Below are 26,957 nucleotides of genomic sequence, written 5' to 3' on the forward strand. Positions count from 1 at the left end.
TAAATCGTTAATTCTTTAATCATACAGACGGCCACGATAGCGCGTCGCCGCCTGGCGATCCCGGTCATCAAGCTGACGACGAACCTCGCGGGCGACGTCTTCCGCGTTCATGCCTGGCGCGGCATGGACCACAATGTCACCGTAGGTATTTTCAACCTTAATCGCTTGACTGGTGCCGGCGGGAACCTGGGCGGCTTTCGCTTTCGGTTTGGCGGCTACCCCATCGCTGGAAATAGCCTCCGGTCGAGCGGCTGGGTTCGTCACTGCCGGGAGCTGTTCCCCGACTTGTTTCACCTTGGCGGCGACTTCGACATCTTCACCGCCACCGAATAACGCATTCCAGGCCGAACCGAGGGTGTTTTTTAAAGCCTCGATCGGAGCCAACACCACCGACTTAAGCCACTCGATCGCCTGGCCAAACATCCCTTTGATGCCTTCCCACATGCTGCCAAAGAAACCGGTTAATGGCTGCCAGGCTTGCATAACTAGACCGAGCGGCGTCCAGGCAAACACTGACTTAATAAAATCCCATCCCGCAGAAAAGGCCGTCTTGATGCCATTCCAAACCGAACCAAAGAAACCGGTTAACGGCTCCCAGGCTTGCATAACCAGACCGAGCGGCGTCCAGGCAAACACGGACTTGATAAACTCCCATCCCGCCGAAAATGCGCCTTTGATGCGGTCCCACAGTCCGGAGAAGAACGCGCCGAGTGGTTCCCAATATTTCACCACCAGGGCAACCACCCCAACCAGGGCCATCACGCCAGCAATCACCAAACCGATCGGGTTGGCCATCATGGCCGCATTCAGCGCCCATTGTGCGCCGGTCATAACAGCCGTGCCGGCGGCCAGGGCCTTTTGAGTTCCGGACATCAGCACCAGGGCCGAGACAGCCGCCAGGGTTCGCACCCGTGACAACATCATCAACGCATTCGCGCGCAACGTGGCCGAGCTGGCTAACGTTGTGGCCAAAGCATGGGCCTTTTGTGCGCTGGCCATCGTCATCGATGCCGCGGCCGATGCCAGTGTCTTAACCCGGTTCGCTACCATGAGCGCGGTGTTTTTGATTTGGGTCCCATTCATCAGCGCCAGGACCTTCTGGCCAAACATGACCGCATCCGAGTAATAGGCGAACGCCAGGCGACCGGCGATCGAGGCCGTTTTAAAGGCCAGCATCCCCACCACGGCAAACGCTAATACCTGGGACAGCATCGGAAAGGTTTCGATAAAGTGGCGCAGCGCGATAGCGGCGTCACCGATAAAGGTGGCAACAGCAATCGCCGCCGGCGCAAACAGATCACCGATGGCGGCCGTTGTTGTGGCCACACGCTGGCTTAGGATTTGAAACGACTCAGAGGTCCCTTTACCAATGGATTCGGCCATTTCCTTCGTGGTGGCCATGCCGCCCTTGAGGTTCTTATCCATCGCCGAAATGTTGCCGTTAAGCGTATCGATTTCAGGATAAAGCAACTGGATCAGGCCGACGGCCTCATCGGTGCCAAAGGCTTTTTTAAGCTCCTGGGCTTCCACCGCGTCGATGGTTTCGCCGTACTTATCGCGAAGCTGGCCGAGAATATCCGGCATCGATAACAGCTGATCATTGGCATCGGTAAAACTTAGCCCCAGTTTGTCGCCGGCTTCGGCGGCTTTGCCTAAAAAGGCGCGGTATTTGGTGGCGGCTTCACTGCCCGACATGGTCGCCTGGAGCTGGCCGAGAATGGACAACTGTTCCGAAAATGGCACATTCGCCGCGGTGGCCGTCGCGCCCAGATTGGAGATCGCCGCACTCATTTGCGCGCCGTCTGTCTTGAACTGCCGCACACTGTTAGCGATACCGGCGGAGAAGAATTCGCCGAACTTGATGTCCCGCTCTTGCTCGGACAGCTTTTCCCAGCCGTCAATGGTGCCGGCGGCAAACTGGCTAAACTGTTTGCGATAAATCCCGTAGCCGGTCGCAAATAGCGAGGTCATTTCGCCAGTGGTTGATTTGGTGCCGGTTGCGGTTAAGGCGGCGATCTTGGTGAACTCACCGGCCGCGGCATCCGACAGCGAAGCAATACCCGACTTAATGTCGTAAGATGCTTTGATAAAGTCCGACGTGGTGGTCCCTGCCCACTCGTCGGAAAACTCCTTCGCCTTTTTGGTGATGGCATCGATCCCCGCGGCATCGATACCGAGGGACCCGATTTCGCCCTGGGCGCTGCCGATTTCGCCCGAGGCGTCCACCAACTTCTTGATCCCGAACATGGCCGCACCCACACCGACCGCGTCGGCCGTGGCGGACATTTTCATGTTACTGTTACGCTCGGCTAACTTAGCCATGCGTTCCTGGCGGGTCGCGACGTCGTCCAGTTCTTTCTGTTGGACCTTCAATTGCTCGTTGTAACGGGCGGTTTCCTTGCGGATCTTGCTGGTCGCATCGCTCAGGTTCTTGGTGGAAACACCGGCTTGCTGGAGATTGCCGCGCATTTTCTGGAGTTGGGCGGTTTCGGCTTCATGCTGGCTTTTCAGCTTGCCGGCTGCCTTTTGAGCCGCGTTAAACTCTCGGGTCATCTTCGCGGTGGGCTTTTCTGCCGATTTCATTTCCGAAGCCAGGCGCGCTACTCTGGCCTGGGCTTTCTCCAGCTCGGCGCTGGTTTGCTGGCTTTGGGTTTTCAGCTTGCGAAAATGCTCGATGTCTTTCGACATCCCGCCCAGCTTTTTAAGCTCGGCTTCGGTGGCTTTGATGCGTTCGCCCGCTTTGGTGGTTTGCGTCGTTACCTTCTGGATCGGGCCGGTCAATTTATCGACCATGCCCATCACCAGGTTAAGGCGCATACTGGTATCCGCCATTGCGTCACCTCATAAACAAAAAAAGGCCCAGCGACCACCACAAAGGGCGGGCGCTGGGCGTTAATCTTCTTCGTTGGCTTTCTCGTACCGCTTGATCGCGATGCGATGCCAGTCCATCAACTCAGCCAGCGACATGTTGGCCGTTGAAAGGGCATCCCAGCCGGTGAATATCAAATAGAGGTCCGCTTCGACCTCCATCACATCCGCCGGAACGCTTATTCCATGAAAAAACTCACCACCTCATTGGTGACAAGGGCCAGATCTTTAGGGCCGAGCTGGTCGAACTCATTGGCCGTGATGTTGGAAATACGCGGGATCAGCGTTCGGTGGGCGGTTACATCCATGCGAAGCACGGAAAACAGCTCCAGACCGCGCAGTTCGCCGGACTTTGGTTCGCGAAGGGTGACTTCTTTGATTTCGGTTTCACCGCGGGCAATAACTTGATTCAGTGGTACAGTTCTTTGATTCTGGCTCATGATTTGTCACTCATAAAAAAGCCCCGACCAATGGCCAGGGCAGAAAAAGAAAAGGCCCATCAGGGCCGGGGTAATTACTGGGCGAGGGCTTCGCGGATCGCCTGGTTGCGGTCTTTACCGTTCACGCGGAAAATGTTATTCGGCTTGTCGATAAACACGACTTCCTTACCGTCGATTTCCAGGCCGTACACTTCCACACCAATCGCAAATTTAAGCGTGGCTTCTTCTTCACCTTTGAAGTCTCCGCCGTGTTCGTAAGACTTCCAAAAGCCTTGCTGGCGAACCACCACGCTTTTGATTTGTCCGTCTACGTCCAGGGCACCGCGGATCACGAACTGTTCGTCGCGGCTTTCACGGTTGCCGACCAGGTCGATCACCTTCGAGTTGTATTCCGAGATCGTGACCTCAGATTCGAGCTTTTCCAATTTTCCGAGGTCGCGCTCGATGTCGCCGGCATAACCGGCGAGTACCATATCGGTGGTTTTAACCACCACTTTCGGCAAAGTCACGGTGTTACACACACCAGCGAAGCTCTCGTCCTTGAAAAAGGCGTTAATGTCATTAATGACGCTTGGTAAACGTGCCATTAGTCCCCCTTATTAGCTGAAAATGGCTTCGTTGTAACGGTCGGTTACGTGTTGGCGGAACGTGAGACGTTCGGCGACATCGTAGAACCCTAAGTCGTAATCCCAGTAAACCTGGGCGGTGCCGATTGCGGCGATGTTTAGCTCTTTATCGAGCCAGCATTCACCACCGGAAATCACCTCGCGGGATTTCAGGCGACGCAACAGGCTATTAACGCGACCTTTCACACCGTCCACATAGGACTTGGTGACATTGCGGTCCACCATTTCCTGGTGTGCGTACAGGATCGAGTCACCGACGATATAGCGGATACGTTGATGCGGAAGCATGGTTCCGTTTGCGAGACGGTTGCCATACAGGAACCAACCGCCTTGCTGGTTCACAATCACCGCGACGTTATTCGAGTTGTAAAGGTTGGCTTTACTGGTCAATGAACCAATCGCGTGATCGATAGGCTCAGACGTGCCCACAATGCCGTAAATCTTGCGGCTTGATGGTGAGTGCCAGTAACCCTCCTCGTTATCCACGCGAACGATATGGCCCGCGATAGTAGCCGAAGCTTTGCGGGTAATTTCCTTGCCGGCTTCATCAATCAACTTAATGCCGCCATTAACAAAGAACGCCTGGTCGAAGTTCTTCACCTCGTTAACCACGTCGGAATAGCCGTTCTCGGTGCCATCGATGATAGGAATTGCGTTCAACTTCTTGGCCACCGCTTCCATTTCGGCACCCACGCCGAGCTTATGCGAGTATTCCGGAGCGATGATCAAGCGTGGACGGGTGCCGAGCTTGCTCTCTGCAAATAGCAGCGCCTTAAGGCCGCCGTAACTGTTAGTATCGTTATCGAGCTGACCGATCACGTTAGCCAGTTCGACGCCTTCGTCCGCATCTTCGGCCACACGCACCACGACGACGATCGCGCCGGTTTGGCGATAGATGTCTTCAAGGGCATGTTTCAGGCTGCCCGTTGTGCCGGCTTTGGCGATTTGCTTCTCGCTGTTAACCAGGGCCGGGGTGTTTAGTGGGAACTCGTCCGCGTCCGCATCGTCGGCCGTGGCCACCAACCCGATCACCGAGGCGGCCAGCACCTCGATCGGGCGGTTCATGTTCTCCAGGAAATACTGTTCAACGCCGTGTAAGTAGTCGGCCATGTTGTTAACTCCCATAAAAAAGCCCCAGCCGAAGCCGGGGCAAGTGACAAAATTCAGGCACAAAAAAACCGCTTATCGCGGCGTGTTGTTTTCGTGCTTTCGTTAATTCGTTATTTCTTTACGCTTCAACAGGGAGCGGATAACGGGCTTTAATTTCGACCACCTTATCGCGCCAGGCTTGTTCTGACTCAGGTGTTTGGTCGTATTGCCATTCCATATAAAGCGGATCTGACTCTTCTTTATACGCCTTTTGCCTTTTATCCTGTATCTGCGCAACCTTCACTTTGTCTACTTCGGACTGAGGGACACCCTCTTCCAAAAGCTCAGATTCAGAAAAAGATAAGTAATGCTTTCCGTTGTAATGCAAGGTAAAGCGTTGCTCGTTTGGTTTATTAATATTGTTCATCACACACCTTTAGGACGTTATTAAATAAGCATCACCAGCAGCCACTTGCTGCACTTTTAAGTCAGGTGAATATAAAGCCACATTCCCCGACAAAGTGACCGAATTAGCAAGCAACACTGTAAGCCCGGCAGTTTCCATGCCTATGAAATGAAAATCCGTCTGTGAACTTAAAGACACATCCACTTTGATCGCACTAACACGACACATGCTTATGCCAGCAGCGTAATCCCCTGTGTGATAGTGAGTTGACACCAGTCGCATTAAATTCGGCGAATCATTTTGAATATAAACTCGATAGTACCCACCAAAGCCACAATCGCCGCCATAACTTCGCACCAGTTCTTTTTTGGTTCTTGATGCAACAACTTCGACATTCATATGATAAGCACTGCCGATTCTAATGGAACCACCGGAGCGAGTGGTAAAGCCGCTATCTTCTAAAAAGCGCATCGTTACATTGTTACCACCCGAAGATGAAAAAACGATATTTTTACTTTCTAAGTCGTGCCAATGATTAATGTCATACACGTTATTAGGTGATTCATTCGCCGCCGACTTTAAGAAAATGATTCTTGTAGCTCCATTGGGAACCAACGACACTGCTTTATCAATCGTCGCCAATGGTGACTCCGATGTGCCTTCATTTGTATCGCTGCCGTCTGGAGAAACAACCAAAGAACCATACATTGAACGGTTGATTACGGTTGTTACATCTCCAGTTAATTTTGCTACCGCGGCGTCGATTTCTGCCATTTTTCCCGCAACTTCTTGCGACAATGCCTGACTGGCGGCGGTTTGTTCATTCGAAGCTTTAGTAAGCTCTTGAACTTCAGTTTCTAAACTCATTTACCTGTCTCCATCAACCGGATTTTTTCACTTAACTGCATGTTCCAATGGGCGTTTTTTATCACGCGGGCCTGGGTAAAAATGGTCGACGCCGCATTGCTAACAAACTTATCAGCATAAGCCGCCAACGAAAGGTTGGCTCCGGTGCCAATAATATTGACTGAGTTAGCCGGTAAGGCCGCCAGAACCAAATCAAAAGCCAATAAAAGCGGGACTTCATTCGATTTATAAGCCAGCGGATCAGTATCAGACCAAACGGCTAACATGGTGCCATCTGACAAAATAAAGCCTATTTCACGAACCCAGAACTCCCCATCCTCATCAGCCAAGGCGGCCAGGTGGATTTGATGGTCGTCGATGCGTTCACCTTCCGCTATCGGGATCCGCATTCGCTCGTTAACGAGTCCCACCTCGTTTTTGCTGGGCGTTCGCCCGTTATCACCAAGAGCCATATGGGTAATATCTGCCGCCAACCCCGTATTTTGGGCATTGAAGACAGCAGCTAGGCCCCTGGTGGTGATCACTGGAATTAGCGCATTACTCACGCGATCGCCTCCATTTGTCTGTAAATAACCACCGCGGCCTGAACTCGGCCAGCAATGGATGCGGTCGAAGGTCTAGGCCCGGCGTCGATTTCCGCTTTCGCGGTCCGGCGGGACAAACTCACCCCACCCATACTAGAAGCCGCCCCAACACTGGCGCGGCTTTCTAATGGCTCTTGAATACTGTCAGCACTGCGACGGGCTAACGCGGCTAACCCAGTGATGGCGTCCGCCACACCGACCCCGTTCGGGCCAAATTTAGCCCCCACCTTAAAGCTGTAATGGCTCCGGGTGTTTTTTGCGTTATCCACGGCCTGGCGCAATTGGTCATAAAGGGCTTGGTTCAAATAACCCGGCTCGGATGTGATGTTCTCATTTGCCCAGGCGGTCACGTCGAAAGTGCCACGTTGGCCGGGTGGTGATGCCTGAAACCACTCGACCAGGTCCACCGTAACCCCGAGATCACGCAATGCCTGATCGACCGCGGCGCGAGTACCCTTGCGACGGTGGACCGATAGCGACGACGCCACAATCCGGCGTTTCACCACTTCCGGCCAATCCGTTCGCCACATATCCACCGAGACAGCCCAGGCTAAAAACGGCAGCACCTCAATCGGACATTTCCACGGGTCCCACAATGTCGCGATAGGGATTTGAACGTCCTCGATACGCGCTAAGGCGATTTCGAGGTCGCGCTCCAAATCGGAGACGTTCGCGGGCAGTAGCGAGGGCTTATCCGTCATACAAGGCCCCCGATTGTTACCGTTACCCCACTACAAAACGGCGCTTGTTGCTTAGTACAAATAACGTCATTCCAGTTAGTGAGGCGCACTTCTTCGACCCCTTCCAGAGTCAAAGCGGCATGAATACCCGATTCAACCACCCGGCCCTTTAGCCGGTGTTGCTCGTTCACATACGCTAACAGCCGATCCTCGGCCGTTTTTCGCACCAATTCAGGATCCGGTCCGTTTTTGATATACAAAGCCGCCACAACGCTATAAGACAACACCGCCGCCCCAACCACGGACACCTGGTCCGTCATTGGTCTGAATGGCTCGATATAAGCCGTCACCGCATCTAGGACGCTTTGGGATGGCTCACCGGTGCCGCTATGGCTCAGAATGGACAGCACCACCTCAACCGGCGCGGGACTGTCTACCGCCACGCCTTTTACGTCCGGGTGGGCGCTCTGGGCGTGGTATTCGTAAGCACCATCGGGACCGGCAACCGAAAGGCCCTCCGGGGACTTTTGCAGCCTGGCGCGATAGTCATCATTGGATTCGCCATCGAGACGCTGAACCGGTGTTCCGTCTGGATGTTGGTAATATGTGGCTCCGATGTGGTCCAGTTCGGGACCGGTGGCATACGCCAGGGTTAACCCGAGCGCCTGTTCGTTGGCATCCTGGCGAAGTAACACTTCGCGGTAGGTATTGGCCAACGTCACCCGAAACGCCGGATCCGACGGACTGGCATTTTCTAAGCCGGCCCGTTCGACCACGTCCGCGATAATTGCTTCATGGTCTACCTGTTTCACCACATCAAGCGGCGGCAACAGGGCTAAATTAATGCCTTCAGCCATAAATGATCCCGTCCATTTCTACCGTTTCCCCTTCGGCCGTGCTTCCGACTATCGTGATCGAGAAATGGGCGGGGCCCTCTCGCTCGACCACCATTTCAGACAATCGGAAATCCTCCAGGCCGTTGGCTGGATTGTTTATTGCGTCTGATAAGCGGATATAGGCTTCCATGTGGAAACGGGCGTCCACGTTACGATCAACCAGTTCGTAAAAGCGTGAACCAAAGTCGCGCCGACCAACCAGGGATCCCAACGGGGTGTTAATGACGTCGTAAAGCCGTTGGCGTAGGTAGGGGATCCCCCCAATCGCCGCGCCCGTGTCGCGGTTTGTGCCTGTTTTCATCGTGCTTTACTCAATTTTGTGTCGGCCGCTACTTGAGCCACCACTGATCACCGCTTCACCGTTGCTTTGGATTTCATCCACAACCGCGGCGGCAATTGCTTCGGCCATCTTATTGACCCAGGAATGAGGCCCGTCCGATGTCGCGCCGAGCTTTTCAAACTCACTGACGATCCGCCCTTTCAGGGAAGATTTACTTAAGGCCATGTCGCCCCCTTACTTACCGGCGGTGACTTGGCTTGAAATGTCGCCGTGCGGCTTACCTGTGAAATGACAAATACAGTCACCGGTCACGACGCCCTTTCCACCGTTCAGTTTGACTTTGCTCCCGTTCGCGACAATATCGCCGCCAGCGTTCACCGTGGCCTTACCGTTACATTTGACGGTAATGTTTTGCTGGGTGGTAATGTTGACATCGCCAACGTTGACCACTTCCAGCTTATGGGTGCCGCGGTGATGACTGACTTTCGAGCCGTCACCGAAATGGATTAAGAACTCGTCCGGATCTTCGCTTGGAGCGGGGAAATCGTTTTGATAGCTACCTGGTAAGATTTCGCCAAGGGATAAATCGCCATCACTGACCACCGTCACCCCTTCGCCAATTTCCGGGCACCACCACACAATGGCCTTACCCGTTCGTGACGGCTTCCAGGGCAACCACCCGGTAAGCTGCTGTTGACCACGCGGGCCATAAGCAACACGGGCGACTTTGTTCGCGGGATCCACTGCATGAACTTTCCCACGGACCACCATTTGCGCGACCCGGCGTTCGAGTTCTTCAACTCGCTTTAGCAAGTTTTCAATTCGTGGATCACTCATCGGTCACTTTCTCGTAATCGTCTTTATGGGCTGCGCCAATGTTCGGCGCTTCCCCGATATACACCTCAGATGGGAGCCAGTCATCGCCGAGATCCACTTCGCCGAGGTGGAATTCCTGTTCCCAGGAAATGACCCAGCTTTCAAACCCGAGCTTTTCGCTGAACATACCAGGATAAGCGGATAGCTCTTTCGGCTGTTCGGCATGAGAAAGGCCCCAGCGGTTTTTATCCACCACTTGCAAAGCACGGGCGGCCACGTTGCGGACCTCCACTTGTACCTTTTGGGTTTTCATGCTCAGGATGCAGTGAGCGGCAAACTCAACATTAAGCGCCAGGCGACCGCCGGAACGTTTCTCGCCAGGCTTAACGCTGACCGCTTCAATCAAGATCGCCGGGGAATTGATAGCCGTTTTACCCGTGAGCATTTCCGGGGCGTAATCAGTAACCTGGAATTGCTTCGGCATCGCTTCTTTGAACGCGGCTACCTGGGCGTTATGGATCACTGTGAAATCATCATCACGCATCACAACCCCTTATTTGGCTTTTTCATGGTTCACGGCGTAATTCAATTCCTGTTCGATTAGGGTGTTAAACCTATCGATGGCACGACGATCGAGCCGTCGGAATATTTCCGCCGCGATAGTTTCGATTTCAACGCCCAAACGCTGAACTGGGAAACGGCCGGCATATTCCGGGGCCAGTGTGCGATTAGCCGGCTTTCGCTGGCCTGGGCTTAACGTGGTGTATCCCTGGTTGCGAGATGTTCGGATATAGACGTTTTCATCGGCGTTATACACCGCCCGATAAAACGCGCCGTCAAACTTTCGCTTTCCAACGGTGACACCTTTCCGGGTTTGCCTCGCTTTGCCCGCCTGTTCCGCGGCCAATGGCATGGCACCCATCCAAAGGATATGGACCTGATCCGAACCTTTGCCGGCGGTACGCACTAACAAACGTTTTTTCAGGTACTTTTGAGGAACCCCGAGCTGTTGCGCCAGTTCCCTGGCGACTCGGCCCGAAAGCCAGCGAATGGTTTTTTTCATTGCCCGTTCGCTGGCCTTGGTGAGTTGTGCCGGTGTTGCTTCAATCCGCGCGGTCACATTCCTGATCGCACGGGCAAAGTTCATCTGAACGCTAACGCCACTTTCCGCCATCTTCCTGATCATCCTCGAAATTGGCATCCGGGATCGCATCAGCTAACACGATGACCATACCGCCCGCCCCGTCATCATAGGATTGCGACGGGACCGGGTAATATTCACGGCCATCGATAAAGACACGGATGTCTTTGTTTAACGTTGGGCATTCATCGGCCAATACGGTTAGCGTGGGAACGTCCGCCTTAAGCGTCAGTTGCCCCCGCTTCCCTTTGGTGATGACTTCTTTTTCTGGATGGTCGAACACGCCGACCAACTCGACCGGCACCCCGTTCGGCGTGACCATTTTCACCGGACGGCATAACCGTTTAATGATCCGGCTTGCGGCACGTTTGAACGGGTCCCGTTCGCGAGGCATTAAGCAGCCTCAGCCGTCGGTGTGAACTTGATACGGCGAACCGCCAGCGGGCTAGTACAGACGTTCATCGGGTTAGACTGTGCTTCCATATCCACACCCTTATTCATCTTCTTCGGCTCCGAGTTGGTGTAATACGGTAGGCCGACCGTATTCACGGTTTCGTTGTAGTTCGCCGGTGCAAAGTAGGTCATGAACATTTTCGGCTTTCCTACCGGAACAACCACCGCGCCGTATTTCTCTGGCATTGGGTCTTTATCGCCGAATTTCTCGTCGTATTCTTCCCACCATGTACCTTGCCAAAACACACCGCGGCGAACGTCTTCACGCAAGTTTTCACCGTCGTTCTGACGCTCAAACGCTTTATAGAAACTTTCGTTTTCCAGCATTTCATCGAAAAACTCAGGGCGACAAAATGCGCGGTAGCCTTTCGCTTTAATGCCTTTCTGGTGTTTTTCTGAATCGCGTTTTACCTGGAGAAGCTGGGTTCGTAGTGGCTTGTTGAAATCGACCGTGTTTTCACCGTCGGTTTCTTTAATGTCGAACACCTTAAACAGATCGACAATCACTTTACCTTTCTTGCCGTAAACCTTGCCGAAGATGGCACCAAAACGGAAATACTCGATCGTGACATCGATGCTCTGACGGGCTGTTTCCAGTTTCTCATCGATCACCACCTGTAGGCTTTCGAGTTCATCTTCTTCACCAAAAGCGCGGCTGTTTTGGATGTCATCAGCAAACACACTCGCCGGCACTGGCAAATGCACCGCACGGAACGAGTAGATTTTACGGTCTGGATCATCTAATGGTGTGCCATCGGCACCACGTTCAACATCTTCAACCAGTTGGATTTGACCGTCTTTATATTCAATATCGATAGTCGTGGTACGAATGCCTTTTTCTTCGAACAGTTTCAGTTCAGCCAGGCGTGTTTTAGGCACTTCCAGGTTGTTAATTGCGGCCGTCAGTGAACGGATTTCAAATTTACCGGATTCCAGCGCTGCTTGAATTTCCATGAATCTCTCTCTTTATCAGAAATGGGAAGTAAACGCCCCGCTTAACGCAGGACGATCTGTTTTTTCGCCAGGTTAGCGACCGCGTCCGTCTTTTGGACTTCCGTCATACCATCCGGCCAGGTCAGTTTGGCGTCATACACCCCACAAACACGCGCATGAGCAACCGCCGGAACCGGGCCGGCCGTTGCATCAATGTGACCATACAGCACCACCTCGGCGGTGTTGGCTTCTGTTGCATCAACGGCCAGGTCTAACTGGGTGAAGGTGCCGTCGTCTTTCTCGCCGAGCACGGTGCCCGACGCATACGCACCACCGACCACGACGATCGAATCTCTTGATACGCCCGCAACCTCGCCCGCAATGTGCGCGCCAGGATGTGGCAGCATTTTATTTACAGTCATTGCCTTTCCTTATTTCGTAGTGGGCCTAAGTGATACCAGGCGCTTATCGGCGCTTGGCGTAAATGTCGTTCGCGTTCAGTGACGCGGTCTTTTTGACTTCATCGGTGATTTGGCGGGTTTGGTCGCCGTTTTCATCGACTTCGGCTTTCGCTTCATGGATAGCCTTACCGACCATTTTCACCGGATCGTCAATGCAGCCGACCAGGGCGTCATAACTACCGGATAGGCCCGAAGCGGCCAAGGTATCTTTTAGCGCGCCGGCCATCGTGATGGTGTTTTCGGCTGACGCCTTGGTGACGCCATCTTTTAACAGCGTGGCCGACAATGCCGGAACGCCCGCTTTAGCACATAGCTGAACAATATCGGACGCATGAGCGAGAGCCATTTCCGGGGCTGGGCCTTTAATGGCTTCAATTGCGTCCGGACGCTGCTCCGTGATCGCCGCGACCAGGTCGGCAGCACTGACAGCATCGGAACCCGGCAGCGTAAGCACGACTTTGTTGTCGTCACTCGCGCCGGTTTCTTCTTTCTTAGGATCCATAGTGGCTTTTTTTCCTGTTTTGAGTTCGGCGATAACGCCTTCCAGACTCCCCAATCGGTGAGCCATGCCTTTATCGACGGCGTCTTGACCTATCAAGATCCCGCCGCCGCCGAATTCGTTAATGACCGTGTCACGACTGACCGCCATGTTTCGCGCGACGCGCTGGACAAATACTTCGGCCAAATCGTCCAGGTGTTTCTGGTAAGCGGCCCGACCGGTTTCTGTACTTGGGTCCTGGCGCTTATTCGGCGACTGACTGGACACGATTTCGATGGTTTCGAACTCGTCCTCGTCTCGCTGCTTACGGACGCGCATTTCGAGCACGGTGCCGATAGAGCCAGCGCACCCTGTTGCATCGATGACAATCTCGTCGCACGCACTGGCGATCCAGTACGCCGCGGAACAAGCATTCCCGCCGACATAGGCGATAATTCGTTTTTTGCCGCGGGCCTGATAAATCATCTCAGCCAGTTCGTGAATGCCTTTCGCCTCGCCGCCTGGCGAGTCGATGTTCAACAAAATGGCCTTAATGCTTGGGTCATTCAGGGCTTGGGTAAAGTCCTGGGCCAATAGCTGGGTGGTTGTGCCACCGCAGATATTGGTGAATAGGTTGGCGTAGCGACTGATCACCCCGCTTACGTGGATCATGGCGACGCCACCTTCGCGCTTTTCCATCCCACGCGTAATCGCCTTGCCTGGCTTACCTGATAAGGATTCCGGGGCGAAATCCTCCAGGGTCAGACTGTTGGCGTCACGGTTGGCGATGTCGCTCATCAGTGACAGCAATTGCTGGTCCAGCGCCCAGGGCTGGGACATCAAATAATTAAGGGCGAATTTATGTTTCATCCGTTAACGCTCCGGTGTTATCCGAGGCACTAAAAAGCCCGCCTAATTTGGCGGGCTGTTCGACACCTTCTTCTTTACAAATTTCTTCCCACTTGGCCAACGTGCGGGCGTTACGCCTCATGTTGTCCTCGACATCCGTTCCGTAATCGGCCGCCTCGCGCTCTGCATTCGAGATATGCGACGCCACCGCCTTATTACGGGCGTTAATGTCTTGTTCTGGGTGTAAGTGCTTCCAGGCATCCGGGCGGACGTCTAGGGCTAAATATTTCCACTGGTCACTGGCAAAGCCTGGCGCGTTCACCTTGCTAACCAAGATCGCCGCTTCAACCACCCAGCGCCAGATCCCAAAAGCAACTTGGAACCCGGACAGGTTCGTCTGATCAAAGGCGATGCCGCGGCGGTACTCATTGAGGAACGCGCGGACCAACCGGTCATTAAGTCCGGCCCAGTCACCCGTTAGCAATGGATAAGGGATTTCAAGGCCGGCCGACATCAATAACGATTGCCAGCGAACAAAGTCTTTATAGCCCGCGCCCGTGTCGTCGCCGTCGAACAGGTTCAATTTTTCACCTGGTAACATGCGCAACATGGTGCCAGCTCGGACCGCTTCCGAGGACGATGCCGCCTCAGAATCGGCGTATTTCGGTTTCCCGGTCATTGGGTCATATTCCCAATCTTCCTCACCGAACGATTCTCGATACAGCACCCCAGTAAACGCGCTGCGCTCTTTCTTGCGAATGAGTTCGGCGTCGTCGTATTCGTGGAAGGTACGGTCTTTCAGCAATGCCGCGGCCGTTTCTGGTTCCGCGCGAACTTGCCCAGGCCGCGACGGCTTATAATGATGCAGCACATCACGGGCCGGAACGCGTTCGAGCTGGTTCAAGCTGACCGAGTCGATCCCGTCGTCTGGGTGCGACTTGTAAAACCAGTAAGCCACTTTCACCTTGCCGTTAAACTCGATCCCCTGAATGATTCGGCGAGTTGGGCTGATCCGGCGGTTTAACTCTTGCGGGCACATATCGGCCTCTAACAGTTCAACCTGGACCGGCACTTCCAAACCGGAACCGATCCGGCGATGCAATCGGCGGATAAACACTTCGCCCGACATTCGACGAGATAACACCGCCAAATGGCAGATCCCGCCGAAATTGAGGTCGCCCCAGGGATCAAGCTCCATCGAGACGATTTTCCATAGTGCATTCATTTCACCGCGGAACGTATCGTCCTTACACGTACTGATCAGCGTGAAGCCTTTCCCCACTTCGTTCGTGGTGTTCTTGTTGAGGCCAGAACGCATCAACAAGCTGTTTCGATAGCCGGCGCGAGTCCGGTTTCGAAGCGGTTTTCCCGCAGTGGCCAGGGCCCGATTAGGTCCAACCGATGGCGCTGGCCATCCCGTCGCCCTTGGGTCACGGGTAGCCCCTTCATACGGTTGGGACATAAGCGGCTGACCGTCTAGTCCTACGATTCGTCCCATTATCGGATCCCTCTATCAACACGCGTCACGATGCCAGATAGCGGGTTAATCTTGACCCCGTTCTGACGGGCTATCATGCGGCTAATGTGACGCCGAGCCTTGAGCAAATCGTCAATGCTTCGATAGGTCACTTCACGGCCGTTAATCTTGACCGTCAATTCACCGCTGGCGATTGCTTCGTCGATCAGGTCGAGGTCGTCTTTTGTATATGCCATAAGCCACCATTACACACTTGCGCTACGGCGGCGACGCTTAGGCAGCGCCACGGCTTCACCGTCGCTTGTTATCAGTTCTGAACTTTCATTAATGGGCACCGCCCACGGTGGAGGCGCTTCCCAATCAATCCGATCCGCTTTGCGCTTATAGATACACGCCCAGTTATAAACAAACAGGTCCAGTGTTTCGTTACGCTTCGATACTTGTTCCCACTTGCCCGTGGCGCTTCGTTCTTCGGCTAACAACTCATCGAAAAAGACTTCGGGCAACCAATCCGGGAACCACACATAACGGCGACCCGGTTCGGGGCGCTCCAGGGCTGCCGACACCGTGTCCTTGATCCGGTCGGTGTTCAGCAAGTACACCGGCACATCACCATAAGCGCGCGCCTTTCGGTCGCTTCGCTTGGTGTTATCCGGGAAACTCTCGTGAATAGCGGGCCCCGTTCCGCGGCCTTTCACCAACATAAAGCGGCGTGTTAAGCCTTCCGCTTTAAGCTTTCGATAAAACTCGTAGGCGTTATCGGACACGCCATCCTCACCGCCCGAGTCACAGCCGGTAAGCATGATCGACATTCGGCGGCCGGTGCCGTCGTCCAGTTCGTAAGACTTGTTAATCACTCGTTCGGTCAACAAGTCCCAATCTTCCAGATACGCGGCCGGGTTCACCCGGACAAACTTGTCCGGGTTATCCGGATCAGTCCGTTTGGATTTTTCAATCTTGAAACGGTCGATCACCTGGTGTTCCAATTCGGGACCCCAGGCCAGCACCATGACATCAAAACGGGCAGTTTTCGCGCCCGCCTGGACATCAACGGCGGCGGTAAGGAACCGCGCCCACTCAGGCACAACACGCACACCTAGATCAGTGCGGCGCTGCATTAACTCATGGGCGTTTTGGTCCCCCTTACGCGGCGGCGTAAATGCTTTCCCCTGGTCGGTATTGACCGTGGTTTGTAAATCGTTGAGGTTGCCGGTTTTCTCATACTCCGCCAAAGCGGTTAGGTACTTATAAACAAGCTGATTCCAGGTTTGAAACGCGGCGGTTGGGCCTTTCTGCCAAAAGCTGGCGATAGGTGTGTCGCGCTTCATGCCGGTGATCAGCCCGTTCTGGTCGGCCTGGCAACCTTCGGGGACCCATAATCCGGCCTTGTTTAAGGTCATTTTTAATGACTTCCCGCCGGGCATTCGCTTCGATTCGCTTAACAAACTGCCGCAATGTGGACAGCCGATAAACACCTCTTTCGCAGCCTTTGACGGGTCGGTCAAATCCCGATCCCACTGCAATAATGGGAAATCAGGTTCGAACCATTCGCCACACTCAGGACACTGCCAGTAAAACAGGCGGCGATCCCCCTGGTTATACAATGCCAAAATGCCATTGGTTGGCGGCGCTTCGTGCGGAGTTGCTGGGCGATAGGTCGGATCGGTGATGTAAAAACCGGGCGACCCTTCGGCGAGAGTCATGCCCGAGGACATAAACGTCTGGGTACGCTTTGACGCCAACAAGAAGGCGGAGCCTTCACTATCAACGTTAAGCGGGATCCGGTCATAGTCGGTAATAGCGACATACTTCCAGTCAGAACTGGCGAAGATGTTCTTCGATGGCCAACCGATTTTTAAAAAGTTACCTGCTCGGAATACCTTGTCGTGGACGTTGTTATCATGCGCCCGCGGTGACAAGGCCGCTTGTATTTCTGGGCTGGCATTAAACTCACGTCCCAGACGTTTTTTTGAGTATTCCGCGGCTTTTTCCTGGCTGATTTGCACCAGGAGAAAATCGGCCGGATTATTCACGATTGTGTCGCAGATCCAGCCATCGACCAGGCTCACGGTTTTAGACGTTCGAGCCGGGCCGGCGAAGATTACCGCGCTATACAAACGGGATTTAAGGCAATCCATCGGTTCATGGATATAGGGGACAAGGTCCCCATCCCACGGAACCATCGCGCCGCCCTGTTCAACATGCAACAAACGGCGGGCGCTTTGTGAAACGGGTTCACGGTTCGGCGGCTTAATCAAACTGGCTACATCGCGCCGAACTTTCCCCGGCGACGCGTAACTAATTTGCATCAGGCTCAACCTCTAGCAACTTGTGATAAAGATAGGTCCGGTTTTCATCGGCCCAACCTTCGACATATTCCAGCACCTCGGGCGGCACCTTGTTGCGACGCTCCAGGTTATCCGGCAATGACTCAAAGGCACTGACCAAAAATTTCAACGTGGCCGCCAAATCGAGGCGGTAATCGCTATCGGGGATCAACTCGCCGATCTCGGTTTGAAATTTCAGGCGCTCCCGTTCGGACTGGAAAAAGTCTTTCCGGTCTTTCGGAACCATCTTATTCGGGTCGTAATCGTCTTCGGTTTTATTCCCGACTTCGGCCGCGAACAATGCCGGGCCAACATCGGCCAGGGCGTAAATATCCACACCGGACTTTTTACCGGCGGGTTTAACCCTGGCTTCTTTTAATCGTTTTCGCACCGTGTCGCGGTGCAATCCAAATGCCTCGGCGATCCGGGTTATGTTCCAGGCAAAGGCATCGTTTAAGTGGCTGACTGTTCCCACGCTTCCACCTCAAGGCATAGCGACCCGATGCGTGAAGGGCGTCTTTTCAAGGAATGCGTGGAAGTGGTCCCCTATTGCATCGGGTCGGTATTGGTTTTACCTGGTTGCGATTGCTCCCAGGCTCGAATGAGTTTGAATCGTTTATCGCAAGACTCGATCACTGAGATCAGCGCGTCATTATCCGCGGCCAAATCGGCCCAGGTGGACCCGGTAAACGGCGGGACCACACAATCGACCATGTAAGCGGCCGGCGGAGTACGATAAATGACTTCGGTTTTAATCACCGGTGGCGGCGGTTCGCTCACGGCGCAACCGGATAAGCTCATCAGGCAAAGGCTGGACGCCACAATCAGATTGATTTGCCGTTTCATAGATCACCTTTTGACGCTCGGCGCGGCGCTGTTGCGCTTGCTCCAAGTCTTTGACCAGGTCGGCCACTCGGGACTGTTCGTTCTGGTAGCTGCTTTGCAAGGCGGACACCTCGCGACGCTGCGCCGCCAGATCTGCGATTAATTGATTGTTGCTTTGCTCTAGCTGGCCCACGCGAACATTAGCCTGATCGCGTTCGTCGGTGACTGTATCCAGCCGCCACAGCAAAACAGCCCCGGCGGCTAAAACGCCAACCGCCAGGAACATGCGAATTTTTGTTACCACCATAAGGACACCCCGAACCGTTTTTCGTACCAGTGGTGAATTTTGTTCACGTAGTCGATGGTTTCGGCCGAGTGTCTGCCGGTAACATCCGGCAAACAAGCAATGATCCCGGTGTATTCCATCACCCCATTACATAACTTTTGGGCACGGTACAAATGACCACGGCCCGCGTTATAACCGGCGGCGGCCAAATCGTAACGACTGCCCGACGTTCGGCCGGAAACGTTCCAACCGTCCAGGTTTTGGCGCATGTAATACGCGGCGGCTTGAATGCTGAATCGAGCATCCCGAGGGGAAACACCCTCGGGAACGACGCCCTGTTTCTGCATATCTGACCAGGTGCCAGGCATAAACTGTCCAACACCGGCCGCGCCGACCGGACTCACTGCATCCGGGTTTAGCCTGGACTCTTGCCACAACTGCGCCCATCCCAGTCCCCAGGGATAGGTGGGCACATAGCGACGCCAGGCGGCCTTAATTTGACTGTCGTATTTGTCAACCGACGCCCAACATTGAACCGGCGAGAAGGCAAACACCGACAGCCCAAAAGCCGTAATAAACCGCCGTTGCCAGCGGGTCTTTTTTGATGATCGGAATGATTTCATCGCGGAATTTAACCTTTGATAACCAGTCGCGGATTCGGAGCGCCAGAAATACGGTAATAACGGCAACAACCAGATACGCGAGATTAAACAGCGTTACGGATAGCATTAAGCGGCCTCACTTGGTTGATGGCGCTTTCGCTGATCGAAGTATTTCCAGACGTCGAAAATAAAACGCCCAACGACAACGGCAGCGCCGAGGATGGTGATCGCGGACCCAAAGGTCACGCCTGGAAGAATGTAAACAGAAAGGATGTCTGTCACTTGGTGAGCGGTTTCGGGTATTTTTTCAGGTTGGGCGACGGATTTCGCACTGTAGGCCGAAACGCCGGAGCCGCCACCATACGCGATAAGCCGCCCTTTCCATTCGGAAACTTTATCGATGACTTTTTGCATAGGCATAAAAAAAGCCCACCAAAGATACGGTGGGCTTATAAAAGTAGCTGGCTAGGAATGCGATTCAGCCCGCCCTCTGGACGCACTAAAACCACGTTATAGAAAACCATAATCTAATAGCTCAGAAAAAACAACACTTCGTTGTTAAAAAATCTTTTCGTTGGTGACTTAAATCACATTTGACCCCATATCGGGGACTTAGCCAAGCGTGACGCGTCACGCTTGATTAAGTGTTTTATTGTGACCTGTCACACTAGAACCTTTGAATAACGACAATAGCTTTTTAGGAATGAACACTTCCGACAATCGTTTCGCGGCCAAAGACAAAGATTTAAGACAATCATCTGCGTGACAAGACATAACAACCTTTAGCGGCTTGCCAGTAAACAAGGCCGTCCCCATCATTTCATCATGCAACATCGAACGAGACATACCTGTCCGACATTTCATGAGGCAAACTTTTTCACCAGGCAATAAATGCGGCCAGCGAAATTTAACTCGGCTTACCAGGCGAGGCTGATAAGCCCCTTTCTTATGTGCAATTTTTCGTTTGTGGCTTAGTCTCATAGCATCAATTCCCTAAACTTACGGGTGCGCCAGCATTCGCTGTCACCCTCGAACACACCTTCACAGCCTTGCGGCAACGGTGACTTACATTTCCCACAACAACCGAGCGCGGCCACCTGTTCCTGGTATCGCTTTTCGTCTTGCTGGATCAACTCGGCGATGTATTCCTCTCGGCTGTACGGTTCGCCAACCACGGCGCGGGCCTGGCGCATAGCATCAAGGCGATCCCGATCGGTCGCGGGCAATTCCAGCTCAACCTTAGCGATGCCCTGTTTTTCCTCCAGGGCTTCGCGTTCGGCTTTCAGTTTGGCGCGCGACTTACGCTTTCGACGTCGATCCGCGGCGCGTTTCTTTTCCAGTTTTTCCTGGTCGGTTTCACTGGCCATGTTTTGCCTTCAACTGATCCACGGGAACCTGGGACAGAACACGTAACACAGCAATCCCGCCAGCAAGAACAGCATTCAACACCGCGTAAACCGTTACGGTCATGTAGTCCTGGAGCGATGGCAGCACCGCCAGAAGAACGTTAACCAGGGCAATGGCCAGGGCACACTGGACACTCCACAACTTATAAGCCTGTTTCCAATTGTTGATTAGCATGTAGCACCTTCCTGTTTCTCTTTGTTTCCCAAACGCGCGCGGCCAGTCGGTCCCTGGTCGGGGCCTATTTGCGACATAATGACCATTGATTCGCGCTGTAAGGCTTCGATTTGCATCAATAGCCCAATGATTTGAAAGTTATTGTTCGTCACGATTTGCGCCTCGAATGACGGATCGGACGCGATGTTCAGCGACTTACGATTAATTTCTTCGCGTAGCTTTTCGGTGAGCGATTCCAGTTTCCAACCGGTCGGATTTTCTCGGGACATCAAGATCGGCGACTTCGTTTGCTCATCGGTATAGAACGACGCCACGACGATGTAATCGGACGTATCTTTGAAGTGATGTTCCAACAGCTCCGCCGGATGGCCTTCACTGGACGACATCAGATCCGAATCATCCAGCAGGAACACACGGTAATGGGGCGCACTGCTTCGAGTTCTTCGAAGATAGCGAACCAACTCATTCGGACCCCACACATCAAACGGTGAAGCATGGCGTTTTTTAAATTCCCCTACCGCTTGCTGGGTTCGGGTCACGATCACCCCTGGAATGTTTTGTGCGAAGTACCCCGCAGCCAGGGCCAACAACATGGTGGTTTTGCCTGTTCTCGATGGCGAACGGATGTCCTGTTTCAATAGCGGCATATCATTACCTCTTATCTAAATTTCTTATTCACCTCAAAGGTGATTAGTTAATTAACCAAACAAGGCCGGTCCAACCTGGGCCATGTCATACAGATCTTCGCGCTTTTTTCCCTTCATGGCCGACCCGACGTTCGCCGCTCTCAGTCGCTTTCGTACCGTGTCGCGACTCAGGTCGAAGGTGATGGCTATCTGGGTGATGTTCATGTATCGCATCGGCATATCACTCACTAAAAAAGGATCGTTTCGGCAGGGCTCAACCCTTGCGGGATCTGCGATTCGTCAGGGATCTGGCGAGAGTGCTGACGGCGCATAGGACAGCCGAAAAATTCTCAAACACCGCGGGCCTCGCACCCGTGGTAATGGTTCTGGGTCCCAGGGTCCCCGGCTTTCTGGTCTTCGATGACCACTTCACGGATGCTTTTGTATCTATCTAATTCCTTATCAATCAGATAGTTATCGCCTTTAGTAGCGAGTATCCGGCGGTGGTGAATCTGATAACTCACTGCCTTTCCGACTGGTGTTAGCTCAATGATTTTCACCATGTTGTTTATTCCTCTGTGATAGATGGTCGCTTTGCTGGCTCAGGCCGCGCAGTGACTTAACTCGTCGTGTTTAAATGATCTTGTTGATCTCGTGTCTGTCTCGCCACGCAACAGCATGAAACCGCGTTCGTCTAACCAGGCGTGATAACGGGCTAAGGCGTCACGCATCGGACCCATGAAAAGCGACTGGTTATAGGCTTTGTCCTGTTTGCTTTGGGCATGGTTTAACAGGCGCTCACTGACCGAGTGGTCTATCCCTAAATCGGTGCAAATGGTCTTTAAGGCTTTGCGGCAATCGTGGGCGCTCCAGGCACTCTCACTCACTCGCTTAATGTGTTTTCTTGATGTGCTGTAACTTAATGGCTGGGCGTGGCTGTGACCGGGGAACAGGAACACCCCGCGATACCCGGTTTCGATTTGCCAGGCACGATATTGATGCAGCCAGTCCGCGACCGGATCCGAGATCGGCAACACATGCCAGTCGCCGGTTTTGGTGTCCGCCATCGGTAAACGCCATTGACGGCCCATCATGTCGATGTGGCTCCACTTCGCGGCTAAGGTTTCGGTGATCCGGGTGCCATGACATAGCAGCATCACAACCAAACATTGCGTGACAAGGTCACACCCAACCAAGGCCCGGAACAGCGGTTCGATGTCGGTGGCCAGCAATCGGCCGTCTTTCGGTTCAATCGATACGGAGATGAAGTCCGAGAACACCACCCCGGCCAACGGATTCACCTCAATGCGGCCCAGTTTCTCGGCTTGCTTAAAGGCTTGCTTGAGGACCGATAACACGGATTTCACGGTCGCCAGGGAGCGATGTTCCTGGAGTGGCCAGATCAAGGCGTCATCCAATACCTGGCGGTTTAACGCTTCAATGGCCAGATCGCCAATGTGTGGGATCAGGTGGCACTTGATGGCGCTTTTAATGGTGGCCTTACGGGTTTTCGAGCGGTGGGCGTCCTTCTCGATGCGCCCTTGATACCAGTTCAACACGTCGCCGACGCTCTCGAACTCGGTGTGTAATAAGTTGCTGTTGGCATTGATGGCCAGCGCGGCCAGCTTCTCGGGTAAGAGTTTCTTCACGGCTTTCGCGGTCAATAACGGCCAATAGCCCAGCAGATACCAACGGTCACGGCGGACCAGATACCAGGATCCACTGTCGCGGTTTTGATGGAAGCGAAAGCGAAGCGGGAGTCCCGCCTCTCGTAAGGTGCGGGCGGTGCCGGCTTTCTCGGCTTTGATGTTCGGCTCTGAAAAGGTGATGACGTTGGTTTTCATACTGGCCCCGCTTACGGTGCCAGCCAACCAAACAGCGCATACGCGGCGGGAAGACTGACACCCAATAAAATAAGCTCTCTCACTTTCTTTAATTCGTTAATTCTTTACAGTTCAAAATCGGCATTAATGCGACGCTGTTCGAGAATGTCCTCGATACGACGGCGACAGTGGACCTTATCCGGGTTCACCTTCACGATTGGGATGGTGCGCGACTTATCCCGTTGTTTGTGGTTCAGTAAATGGCGTTCGTCAGAGGTCCGATACATGCGTTTAAGTCCTTTTCTTGATTAATGACTCGATCACGAATTCGCGCGCCGTTTTCAGGCGGCGTTTATAGGTGGGCAAGCTGATCCCGGCCCGTAGTGCTCGTTTGAGTTGGGTATCGTCGTTGATGTTGCCAACGGCCCCGTACTCAATGCGTAGAATGGTCGCGGCTGCTTTATTCTCTGCCGCCAAACGTAACACCGCCGCCTCAACTTCGGCTTCGATGCAATCCAAAACAGGGCCCGCGCCACCGCCGCCAAACACCCCTTGACACTCGATCAGCTTGCCCAAAATCGACTGGCCACCGGGCACCAATGCGCCGCGATGTACCCACCGCGCCCATTGGTCGAAAATCTCATCCCAGTTCGCCATGAATTGCCCTTACTTCACTTCCACAATGAAAAGGGGCTGACCCGCGCCGTTACGGTGGGTACTGGCGCGCGCCATTTGAGCGGAGCGGTTTTTCACAAACCAGGTCATGCGGTGGGCCGAGGTCGAGCCCGTTCGCACCGGTGCGCGACCGTACAGGGCTTTTAATTGGTCCTCGGCTTCTTTCTCACCGGTGACGGCGAAACGGTTAGTCGGCTTGCTCATTGGCTTCTCTCCTGGTGAATGGGTTCGCCGTTCATCCAACGATTGAACAAACGGATCAGGTGGCGATATTTGTCGCCCGCGGCGCGGTTGGTGTTCAGCTCACGGCGGGACGCAATGCCGCAGTAATCACGAACGGCCACCGCGGCCTGTTGTTCGCTGTCTACATGACGGCTTAGTAATGCCGCCAGGAACTCACGAAAGCGGGGACGCTGTCCCAGCATCACCGCCCCTTTGGTTAAACTCATGCCACCGCCTTATTGGTTGTTTGCTGCTTGCGCTTACGACGGCGATCGAGCTTTCGGACATAACATTCCGACCAGGCTTCGATGGCGGTCAGTACGTGCGCCGGCGTGTTGTCGGCTTCGCTGACCATCAAATCGTGATGTTTGATGTCCAGGCGATCATAAAACTCGGTCAATGACCCGTATTGATGGCAAACGAACGCGCCCAAACGGCGCAGTGCTTGCAGTTCTTCGGCGCTATTGCTGCCAATAACCAGGGTGACAATGTCATCCGGCCAACGGCCCGACAGTTCTAACCGAAGACGACGCGCCCTTTCGGCCGGGTCCGGCAAATAGCCCAGGTATAAGCGACGAACCCGACCCGCGCCGAGTTCACTCACTAAGGCCAGGTATACCGCCTCGCCGTCGTCCTCTGTTCCGCCTAATAACGCCATTACAATCATGCTGCCCTCTCTGCTTGCGCTTGCTCGTACTCCAGATCGAACAGACTGAAATCGACTTTCCCGCCAGAGATGCGGCGGATCTTGTTTCTGCTTGAGGGTTTAGGCGAACGGCGTAAGTGAACCCACTCATTCACCGTTTTAGGACTGACGTCAATCAGGCGGGCCAGCCAAGTTTGAGCGCCGAAACCCTTCGATGTGATCCAGTCTTGAAACCTCATTTAGTTGTCCTTTCCGCGATTTGCGACACAGATTAACAACAAAACGTTGTTATGACAATGATCGAGGTGTAGCAATTTCCGCAAAATGTGGTATTTTGTGGTAAAATAACGATTGAAAAGCCGTGGTTAACGAATTAATGAAATAACGAAAACGTTAACCAGGTAACAAAACTCCCCGTTTAACAGGGCGTAACGAATGAAAACAGACATAAAAGAAATCATCGGCGACCGCATACGAGAGCGCCGTTTAAAGAAAGGCTGGACCGCGAGAGAAGCCGCGGCAGCGGCCACCATAGCCGCCCCGGAATCCATTTCCACCGGACGCTGGCAAAACTGGGAATGTGCCCAGCGTAGCCCAGGCGTGGAGCTTTACCCCTATCTGGCGAAAGTGCTCGACACCACGCCGCAGTATTTAGCCGGCTGGACCGATGAAGCCGGGATCGGGGTGGAAACTAATAAGTACATCGTGGCCAACGTGAACCAGGGCGGTGTGGCGGACGAATTGGCGTTCAACGTGGAAGCGCTCAAGCGTCACGGCCTACACGAACACAATTTACGCCTACTGACAGCCCCAGACGATGCCATGACGCCGGACATCGAGCGCGGCGACCTGATCCTGATTGATAAGACCGCGACCACCATCACCGGCGCAGGTATTTACGCCCTGGAAACGGGCGCGGGTGACATGTTTGTCCGTTACGTTCGCCGAGACATCGGATCCGGTTACAGCGTGTACGCCAACGACGAGAAACACGCCCCGACCCAGAAATTCACCGACGACCAGTTCGCCGAACTGACCGTCATCGGAAAGTTCGTCTTTAAGGGAAGCTGGCACAACGACCAGTAAACAACGCTTTTTAAAAGCGCGGCTTTGTCGCGTTTTTTTACCGGGCAACAAACAACATTTTGCGGTACTAGATAACAACTATAACGCAAAACGAACAACGGCTAAGGAATTACAATGACCGGCTCACTATCGCTGATTTGCATCAACAATCCGAATGAATTTCGAATGGTGCAGCGCCAACAAAAGAAAACCGTTCAAGCGGCCACCGCCGACTTACTGGCTACCGCGGCACTTTTGGAAAAGGCCCTTGATGGCAACCTCGACGACGAAACCCACGCCCTGATCAACGCGGCGTATTTCCAGGTTAACCAGGTACAAACCACCTTTGACAAACTCGTCGCCCAAATCGACAACATTCAACTGGAGGACCAAAGCCGTGAGTAGTCTCGAATTGGTCCCAGGGATGGGGCTTACTTTTGACGAACTGGCCGTCCTGAAAGGCCACGCCGAAGGGAAACGCCCTTCACAACTTGGTAAGGAACTTGATCTCACCCCGCCGGAAATGAAGCTCATCGAGCAAGACATCCGGCTCAAGCTCCGCGCCAACAGCCCAATGCACATGATCACCCGTGCGTTTGAACACGGCATTTTACGCGTGATTTGTCTGGTCCTTTGTTTCTCCATCGTGACCGACCTCGACGATCAGGCGATGCGCCTAAGAACACGCACCCGAAACGAATACAGCCGCACCGTTCGCAGCGGCCGCAACGAAGCCACTTGCTAACAACAGGAACACAACCAATGGGAAGAAATCATCAGCAACACAGTAAGACAAACAAAGCCTATCGCGACCAAACGTCCACAACCGACTGGCTGTTCGCCGCGTTCGATGCCGAGTTCCAGTTCGGCATTGACCTCGCCGCGACCGACAAATCGGCAAAGTGCGCGGTGTACTTTACCCCTGAAATCGACGC

At 53.8% G+C, this 26,957-nt stretch carries 41 protein-coding genes; 3 read left to right on the forward strand and 38 right to left on the reverse strand.

Annotated elements, in window-relative coordinates:
- Positions 1-15 precede the first annotated feature (15 nt).
- The 38 genes from L1D31_RS21620 to L1D31_RS21805 form a co-directional block, all read right to left on the reverse strand.
- A complete protein-coding gene (locus L1D31_RS21620; RefSeq protein ID WP_239839036.1) occupies positions 16-2,832 on the reverse strand; it encodes a phage tail tape measure protein in 2,817 nt (938 codons plus the stop codon).
- A 60-nt stretch (positions 2,833-2,892) separates the two neighbouring features.
- Positions 2,893-3,030 carry a GpE family phage tail protein gene (locus L1D31_RS21625; RefSeq protein WP_239839037.1) on the reverse strand — a complete coding sequence of 46 codons (138 nt, stop codon included), beginning with the start codon at positions 3,028-3,030 and terminating at the stop codon, positions 2,893-2,895.
- Positions 3,031-3,047: 17 nt separating this feature from the next.
- A complete protein-coding gene (locus L1D31_RS21630; protein ID WP_203506393.1) occupies positions 3,048-3,308 on the reverse strand; it encodes a phage tail assembly protein in 261 nt (86 codons plus the stop codon).
- Positions 3,309-3,382: 74 nt separating this feature from the next.
- Positions 3,383-3,895, reverse strand: coding sequence for a phage major tail tube protein (locus L1D31_RS21635; RefSeq protein ID WP_239839038.1), 513 nt, complete (start codon positions 3,893-3,895; stop codon positions 3,383-3,385).
- Between the two features lie 12 nt (positions 3,896-3,907).
- A complete protein-coding gene (locus L1D31_RS21640) occupies positions 3,908-5,044 on the reverse strand; it encodes a phage tail sheath C-terminal domain-containing protein (RefSeq protein ID WP_239839039.1) in 1,137 nt (378 codons plus the stop codon).
- A 118-nt stretch (positions 5,045-5,162) separates the two neighbouring features.
- A complete protein-coding gene (locus L1D31_RS21645) occupies positions 5,163-5,450 on the reverse strand; it encodes a hypothetical protein (protein WP_239839040.1) in 288 nt (95 codons plus the stop codon).
- A 9-nt stretch (positions 5,451-5,459) separates the two neighbouring features.
- Positions 5,460-6,296 (reverse strand): hypothetical protein, encoded by an 837-nt coding sequence (locus L1D31_RS21650; protein WP_239839041.1) that lies wholly within the window; start codon positions 6,294-6,296, stop codon positions 5,460-5,462.
- Positions 6,293-6,841, reverse strand: a complete 549-nt coding sequence (locus L1D31_RS21655) for a phage tail protein (RefSeq protein WP_239839042.1) — start codon at positions 6,839-6,841, stop codon at positions 6,293-6,295. Before L1D31_RS21655 ends, L1D31_RS21650 begins: the two co-directional genes overlap by 4 nt.
- Complete coding sequence (locus L1D31_RS21660) at positions 6,838-7,581, reverse strand: phage tail protein I (RefSeq protein WP_239839043.1); 744 nt, start codon at positions 7,579-7,581, stop codon at positions 6,838-6,840. Before L1D31_RS21660 ends, L1D31_RS21655 begins: the two co-directional genes overlap by 4 nt.
- Positions 7,578-8,417 (reverse strand): baseplate J/gp47 family protein, encoded by an 840-nt coding sequence (locus L1D31_RS21665; protein ID WP_239839044.1) that lies wholly within the window; start codon positions 8,415-8,417, stop codon positions 7,578-7,580. The genes L1D31_RS21660 and L1D31_RS21665 overlap by 4 nt, the downstream gene beginning before the upstream one ends.
- Positions 8,410-8,757, reverse strand: coding sequence for a hypothetical protein (locus L1D31_RS21670; protein ID WP_206971512.1), 348 nt, complete (start codon positions 8,755-8,757; stop codon positions 8,410-8,412). The genes L1D31_RS21665 and L1D31_RS21670 overlap by 8 nt, the downstream gene beginning before the upstream one ends.
- Before the next feature lie 6 nt (positions 8,758-8,763).
- Positions 8,764-8,961 carry a hypothetical protein gene (locus L1D31_RS21675; protein WP_193243588.1) on the reverse strand — a complete coding sequence of 66 codons (198 nt, stop codon included), beginning with the start codon at positions 8,959-8,961 and terminating at the stop codon, positions 8,764-8,766.
- A gap of 9 nt (positions 8,962-8,970) precedes the next feature.
- Positions 8,971-9,573, reverse strand: a complete 603-nt coding sequence (locus L1D31_RS21680) for a phage baseplate assembly protein V (RefSeq protein ID WP_193243587.1) — start codon at positions 9,571-9,573, stop codon at positions 8,971-8,973.
- On the reverse strand, positions 9,566-10,096 hold the full coding sequence (locus L1D31_RS21685; RefSeq protein ID WP_203506413.1) for a hypothetical protein: 531 nt from the start codon (positions 10,094-10,096) through the stop codon (positions 9,566-9,568). Before L1D31_RS21685 ends, L1D31_RS21680 begins: the two co-directional genes overlap by 8 nt.
- Before the next feature lie 9 nt (positions 10,097-10,105).
- Complete coding sequence (locus L1D31_RS21690) at positions 10,106-10,726, reverse strand: hypothetical protein (protein ID WP_193243584.1); 621 nt, start codon at positions 10,724-10,726, stop codon at positions 10,106-10,108.
- Positions 10,707-11,087 (reverse strand): hypothetical protein, encoded by a 381-nt coding sequence (locus L1D31_RS21695; RefSeq protein ID WP_239839045.1) that lies wholly within the window; start codon positions 11,085-11,087, stop codon positions 10,707-10,709. The genes L1D31_RS21690 and L1D31_RS21695 overlap by 20 nt, the downstream gene beginning before the upstream one ends.
- On the reverse strand, positions 11,087-12,100 hold the full coding sequence (locus tag L1D31_RS21700) for a major capsid protein (RefSeq protein WP_239839046.1): 1,014 nt from the start codon (positions 12,098-12,100) through the stop codon (positions 11,087-11,089). Before L1D31_RS21700 ends, L1D31_RS21695 begins: the two co-directional genes overlap by 1 nt.
- Positions 12,101-12,141: 41 nt before the next feature.
- The gene (locus tag L1D31_RS21705; RefSeq protein ID WP_203506419.1) at positions 12,142-12,501 is read right to left on the reverse strand and encodes a head decoration protein; all 360 of its coding nucleotides are present in this window, start codon (positions 12,499-12,501) and stop codon (positions 12,142-12,144) included.
- A 43-nt stretch (positions 12,502-12,544) separates the two neighbouring features.
- The gene (locus L1D31_RS21710) at positions 12,545-13,888 is read right to left on the reverse strand and encodes a S49 family peptidase (protein ID WP_239839047.1); all 1,344 of its coding nucleotides are present in this window, start codon (positions 13,886-13,888) and stop codon (positions 12,545-12,547) included.
- Positions 13,878-15,365: a phage portal protein gene (locus L1D31_RS21715; protein WP_193243579.1), complete on the reverse strand. Its 1,488-nt coding sequence runs from the start codon at positions 15,363-15,365 to the stop codon at positions 13,878-13,880. Before L1D31_RS21715 ends, L1D31_RS21710 begins: the two co-directional genes overlap by 11 nt.
- Positions 15,365-15,580, reverse strand: a complete 216-nt coding sequence (locus L1D31_RS21720; protein WP_193243578.1) for a hypothetical protein — start codon at positions 15,578-15,580, stop codon at positions 15,365-15,367. Before L1D31_RS21720 ends, L1D31_RS21715 begins: the two co-directional genes overlap by 1 nt.
- 9 nt (positions 15,581-15,589) lie before the next feature.
- Positions 15,590-17,653, reverse strand: coding sequence for a terminase gpA endonuclease subunit (locus L1D31_RS21725; protein ID WP_203506427.1), 2,064 nt, complete (start codon positions 17,651-17,653; stop codon positions 15,590-15,592).
- Positions 17,643-18,146 (reverse strand): DUF1441 family protein, encoded by a 504-nt coding sequence (locus tag L1D31_RS21730; protein ID WP_239839048.1) that lies wholly within the window; start codon positions 18,144-18,146, stop codon positions 17,643-17,645. Before L1D31_RS21730 ends, L1D31_RS21725 begins: the two co-directional genes overlap by 11 nt.
- Positions 18,147-18,422: 276 nt before the next feature.
- Entirely contained in the window at positions 18,423-18,803 is a 381-nt protein-coding gene (locus L1D31_RS21735; protein WP_206971506.1) for a hypothetical protein, read from the reverse strand.
- The gene (locus L1D31_RS21740) at positions 18,794-19,405 is read right to left on the reverse strand and encodes a lytic transglycosylase domain-containing protein (RefSeq protein WP_206971505.1); all 612 of its coding nucleotides are present in this window, start codon (positions 19,403-19,405) and stop codon (positions 18,794-18,796) included. The genes L1D31_RS21735 and L1D31_RS21740 overlap by 10 nt, the downstream gene beginning before the upstream one ends.
- 105 nt (positions 19,406-19,510) lie before the next feature.
- On the reverse strand, positions 19,511-19,804 hold the full coding sequence (locus L1D31_RS21745; protein WP_239839049.1) for a hypothetical protein: 294 nt from the start codon (positions 19,802-19,804) through the stop codon (positions 19,511-19,513).
- A gap of 210 nt (positions 19,805-20,014) precedes the next feature.
- Positions 20,015-20,365 carry a hypothetical protein gene (locus L1D31_RS21750; protein ID WP_239839050.1) on the reverse strand — a complete coding sequence of 117 codons (351 nt, stop codon included), beginning with the start codon at positions 20,363-20,365 and terminating at the stop codon, positions 20,015-20,017.
- Positions 20,362-20,751, reverse strand: a complete 390-nt coding sequence (locus tag L1D31_RS21755; protein ID WP_239839051.1) for a hypothetical protein — start codon at positions 20,749-20,751, stop codon at positions 20,362-20,364. The genes L1D31_RS21750 and L1D31_RS21755 overlap by 4 nt, the downstream gene beginning before the upstream one ends.
- The gene (locus L1D31_RS21760) at positions 20,741-20,965 is read right to left on the reverse strand and encodes a hypothetical protein (protein WP_203506436.1); all 225 of its coding nucleotides are present in this window, start codon (positions 20,963-20,965) and stop codon (positions 20,741-20,743) included. Before L1D31_RS21760 ends, L1D31_RS21755 begins: the two co-directional genes overlap by 11 nt.
- Entirely contained in the window at positions 20,959-21,612 is a 654-nt protein-coding gene (locus tag L1D31_RS21765) for a hypothetical protein (RefSeq protein WP_239839052.1), read from the reverse strand. The genes L1D31_RS21760 and L1D31_RS21765 overlap by 7 nt, the downstream gene beginning before the upstream one ends.
- 329 nt (positions 21,613-21,941) lie before the next feature.
- Entirely contained in the window at positions 21,942-22,154 is a 213-nt protein-coding gene (locus L1D31_RS21770) for a hypothetical protein (protein ID WP_239839053.1), read from the reverse strand.
- Between the two features lie 39 nt (positions 22,155-22,193).
- The gene (locus L1D31_RS21775) at positions 22,194-23,435 is read right to left on the reverse strand and encodes a site-specific integrase (protein WP_239839054.1); all 1,242 of its coding nucleotides are present in this window, start codon (positions 23,433-23,435) and stop codon (positions 22,194-22,196) included.
- 104 nt (positions 23,436-23,539) lie between these two features.
- A complete protein-coding gene (locus L1D31_RS21780; protein ID WP_203506441.1) occupies positions 23,540-23,701 on the reverse strand; it encodes a hypothetical protein in 162 nt (53 codons plus the stop codon).
- A gap of 4 nt (positions 23,702-23,705) precedes the next feature.
- Complete coding sequence (locus L1D31_RS21785; protein WP_203506443.1) at positions 23,706-24,071, reverse strand: hypothetical protein; 366 nt, start codon at positions 24,069-24,071, stop codon at positions 23,706-23,708.
- Positions 24,072-24,080: 9 nt separating this feature from the next.
- Positions 24,081-24,293 (reverse strand): hypothetical protein, encoded by a 213-nt coding sequence (locus tag L1D31_RS21790; protein ID WP_203506445.1) that lies wholly within the window; start codon positions 24,291-24,293, stop codon positions 24,081-24,083.
- Positions 24,290-24,538, reverse strand: a complete 249-nt coding sequence (locus L1D31_RS21795; protein WP_239839055.1) for a hypothetical protein — start codon at positions 24,536-24,538, stop codon at positions 24,290-24,292. The genes L1D31_RS21790 and L1D31_RS21795 overlap by 4 nt, the downstream gene beginning before the upstream one ends.
- Positions 24,535-24,978, reverse strand: a complete 444-nt coding sequence (locus L1D31_RS21800; RefSeq protein ID WP_239839056.1) for a hypothetical protein — start codon at positions 24,976-24,978, stop codon at positions 24,535-24,537. The genes L1D31_RS21795 and L1D31_RS21800 overlap by 4 nt, the downstream gene beginning before the upstream one ends.
- Positions 24,975-25,196, reverse strand: coding sequence for a helix-turn-helix domain-containing protein (locus tag L1D31_RS21805; RefSeq protein ID WP_238774943.1), 222 nt, complete (start codon positions 25,194-25,196; stop codon positions 24,975-24,977). Before L1D31_RS21805 ends, L1D31_RS21800 begins: the two co-directional genes overlap by 4 nt.
- 196 nt (positions 25,197-25,392) lie before the next feature.
- Here L1D31_RS21805 and L1D31_RS21810 point away from each other — a divergent pair, with 196 nt between their 5' ends.
- From L1D31_RS21810 to L1D31_RS21820, 3 genes are all read left to right on the forward strand, one after another.
- Complete coding sequence (locus L1D31_RS21810; protein WP_203506450.1) at positions 25,393-26,043, forward strand: LexA family transcriptional regulator; 651 nt, start codon at positions 25,393-25,395, stop codon at positions 26,041-26,043.
- A 114-nt stretch (positions 26,044-26,157) separates the two neighbouring features.
- Positions 26,158-26,427, forward strand: a complete 270-nt coding sequence (locus L1D31_RS21815) for a hypothetical protein (RefSeq protein WP_203506452.1) — start codon at positions 26,158-26,160, stop codon at positions 26,425-26,427.
- A complete protein-coding gene (locus tag L1D31_RS21820; RefSeq protein ID WP_203506454.1) occupies positions 26,420-26,767 on the forward strand; it encodes a hypothetical protein in 348 nt (115 codons plus the stop codon). The genes L1D31_RS21815 and L1D31_RS21820 overlap by 8 nt, the downstream gene beginning before the upstream one ends.
- The last annotated feature ends 190 nt before the right edge of the window (positions 26,768-26,957 follow it).

The organism is Vibrio sp. Isolate23 (assembly GCF_022398095.1).
Classification (GTDB): Bacteria; Pseudomonadota; Gammaproteobacteria; order Enterobacterales; family Vibrionaceae; genus Vibrio; species Vibrio coralliilyticus_A.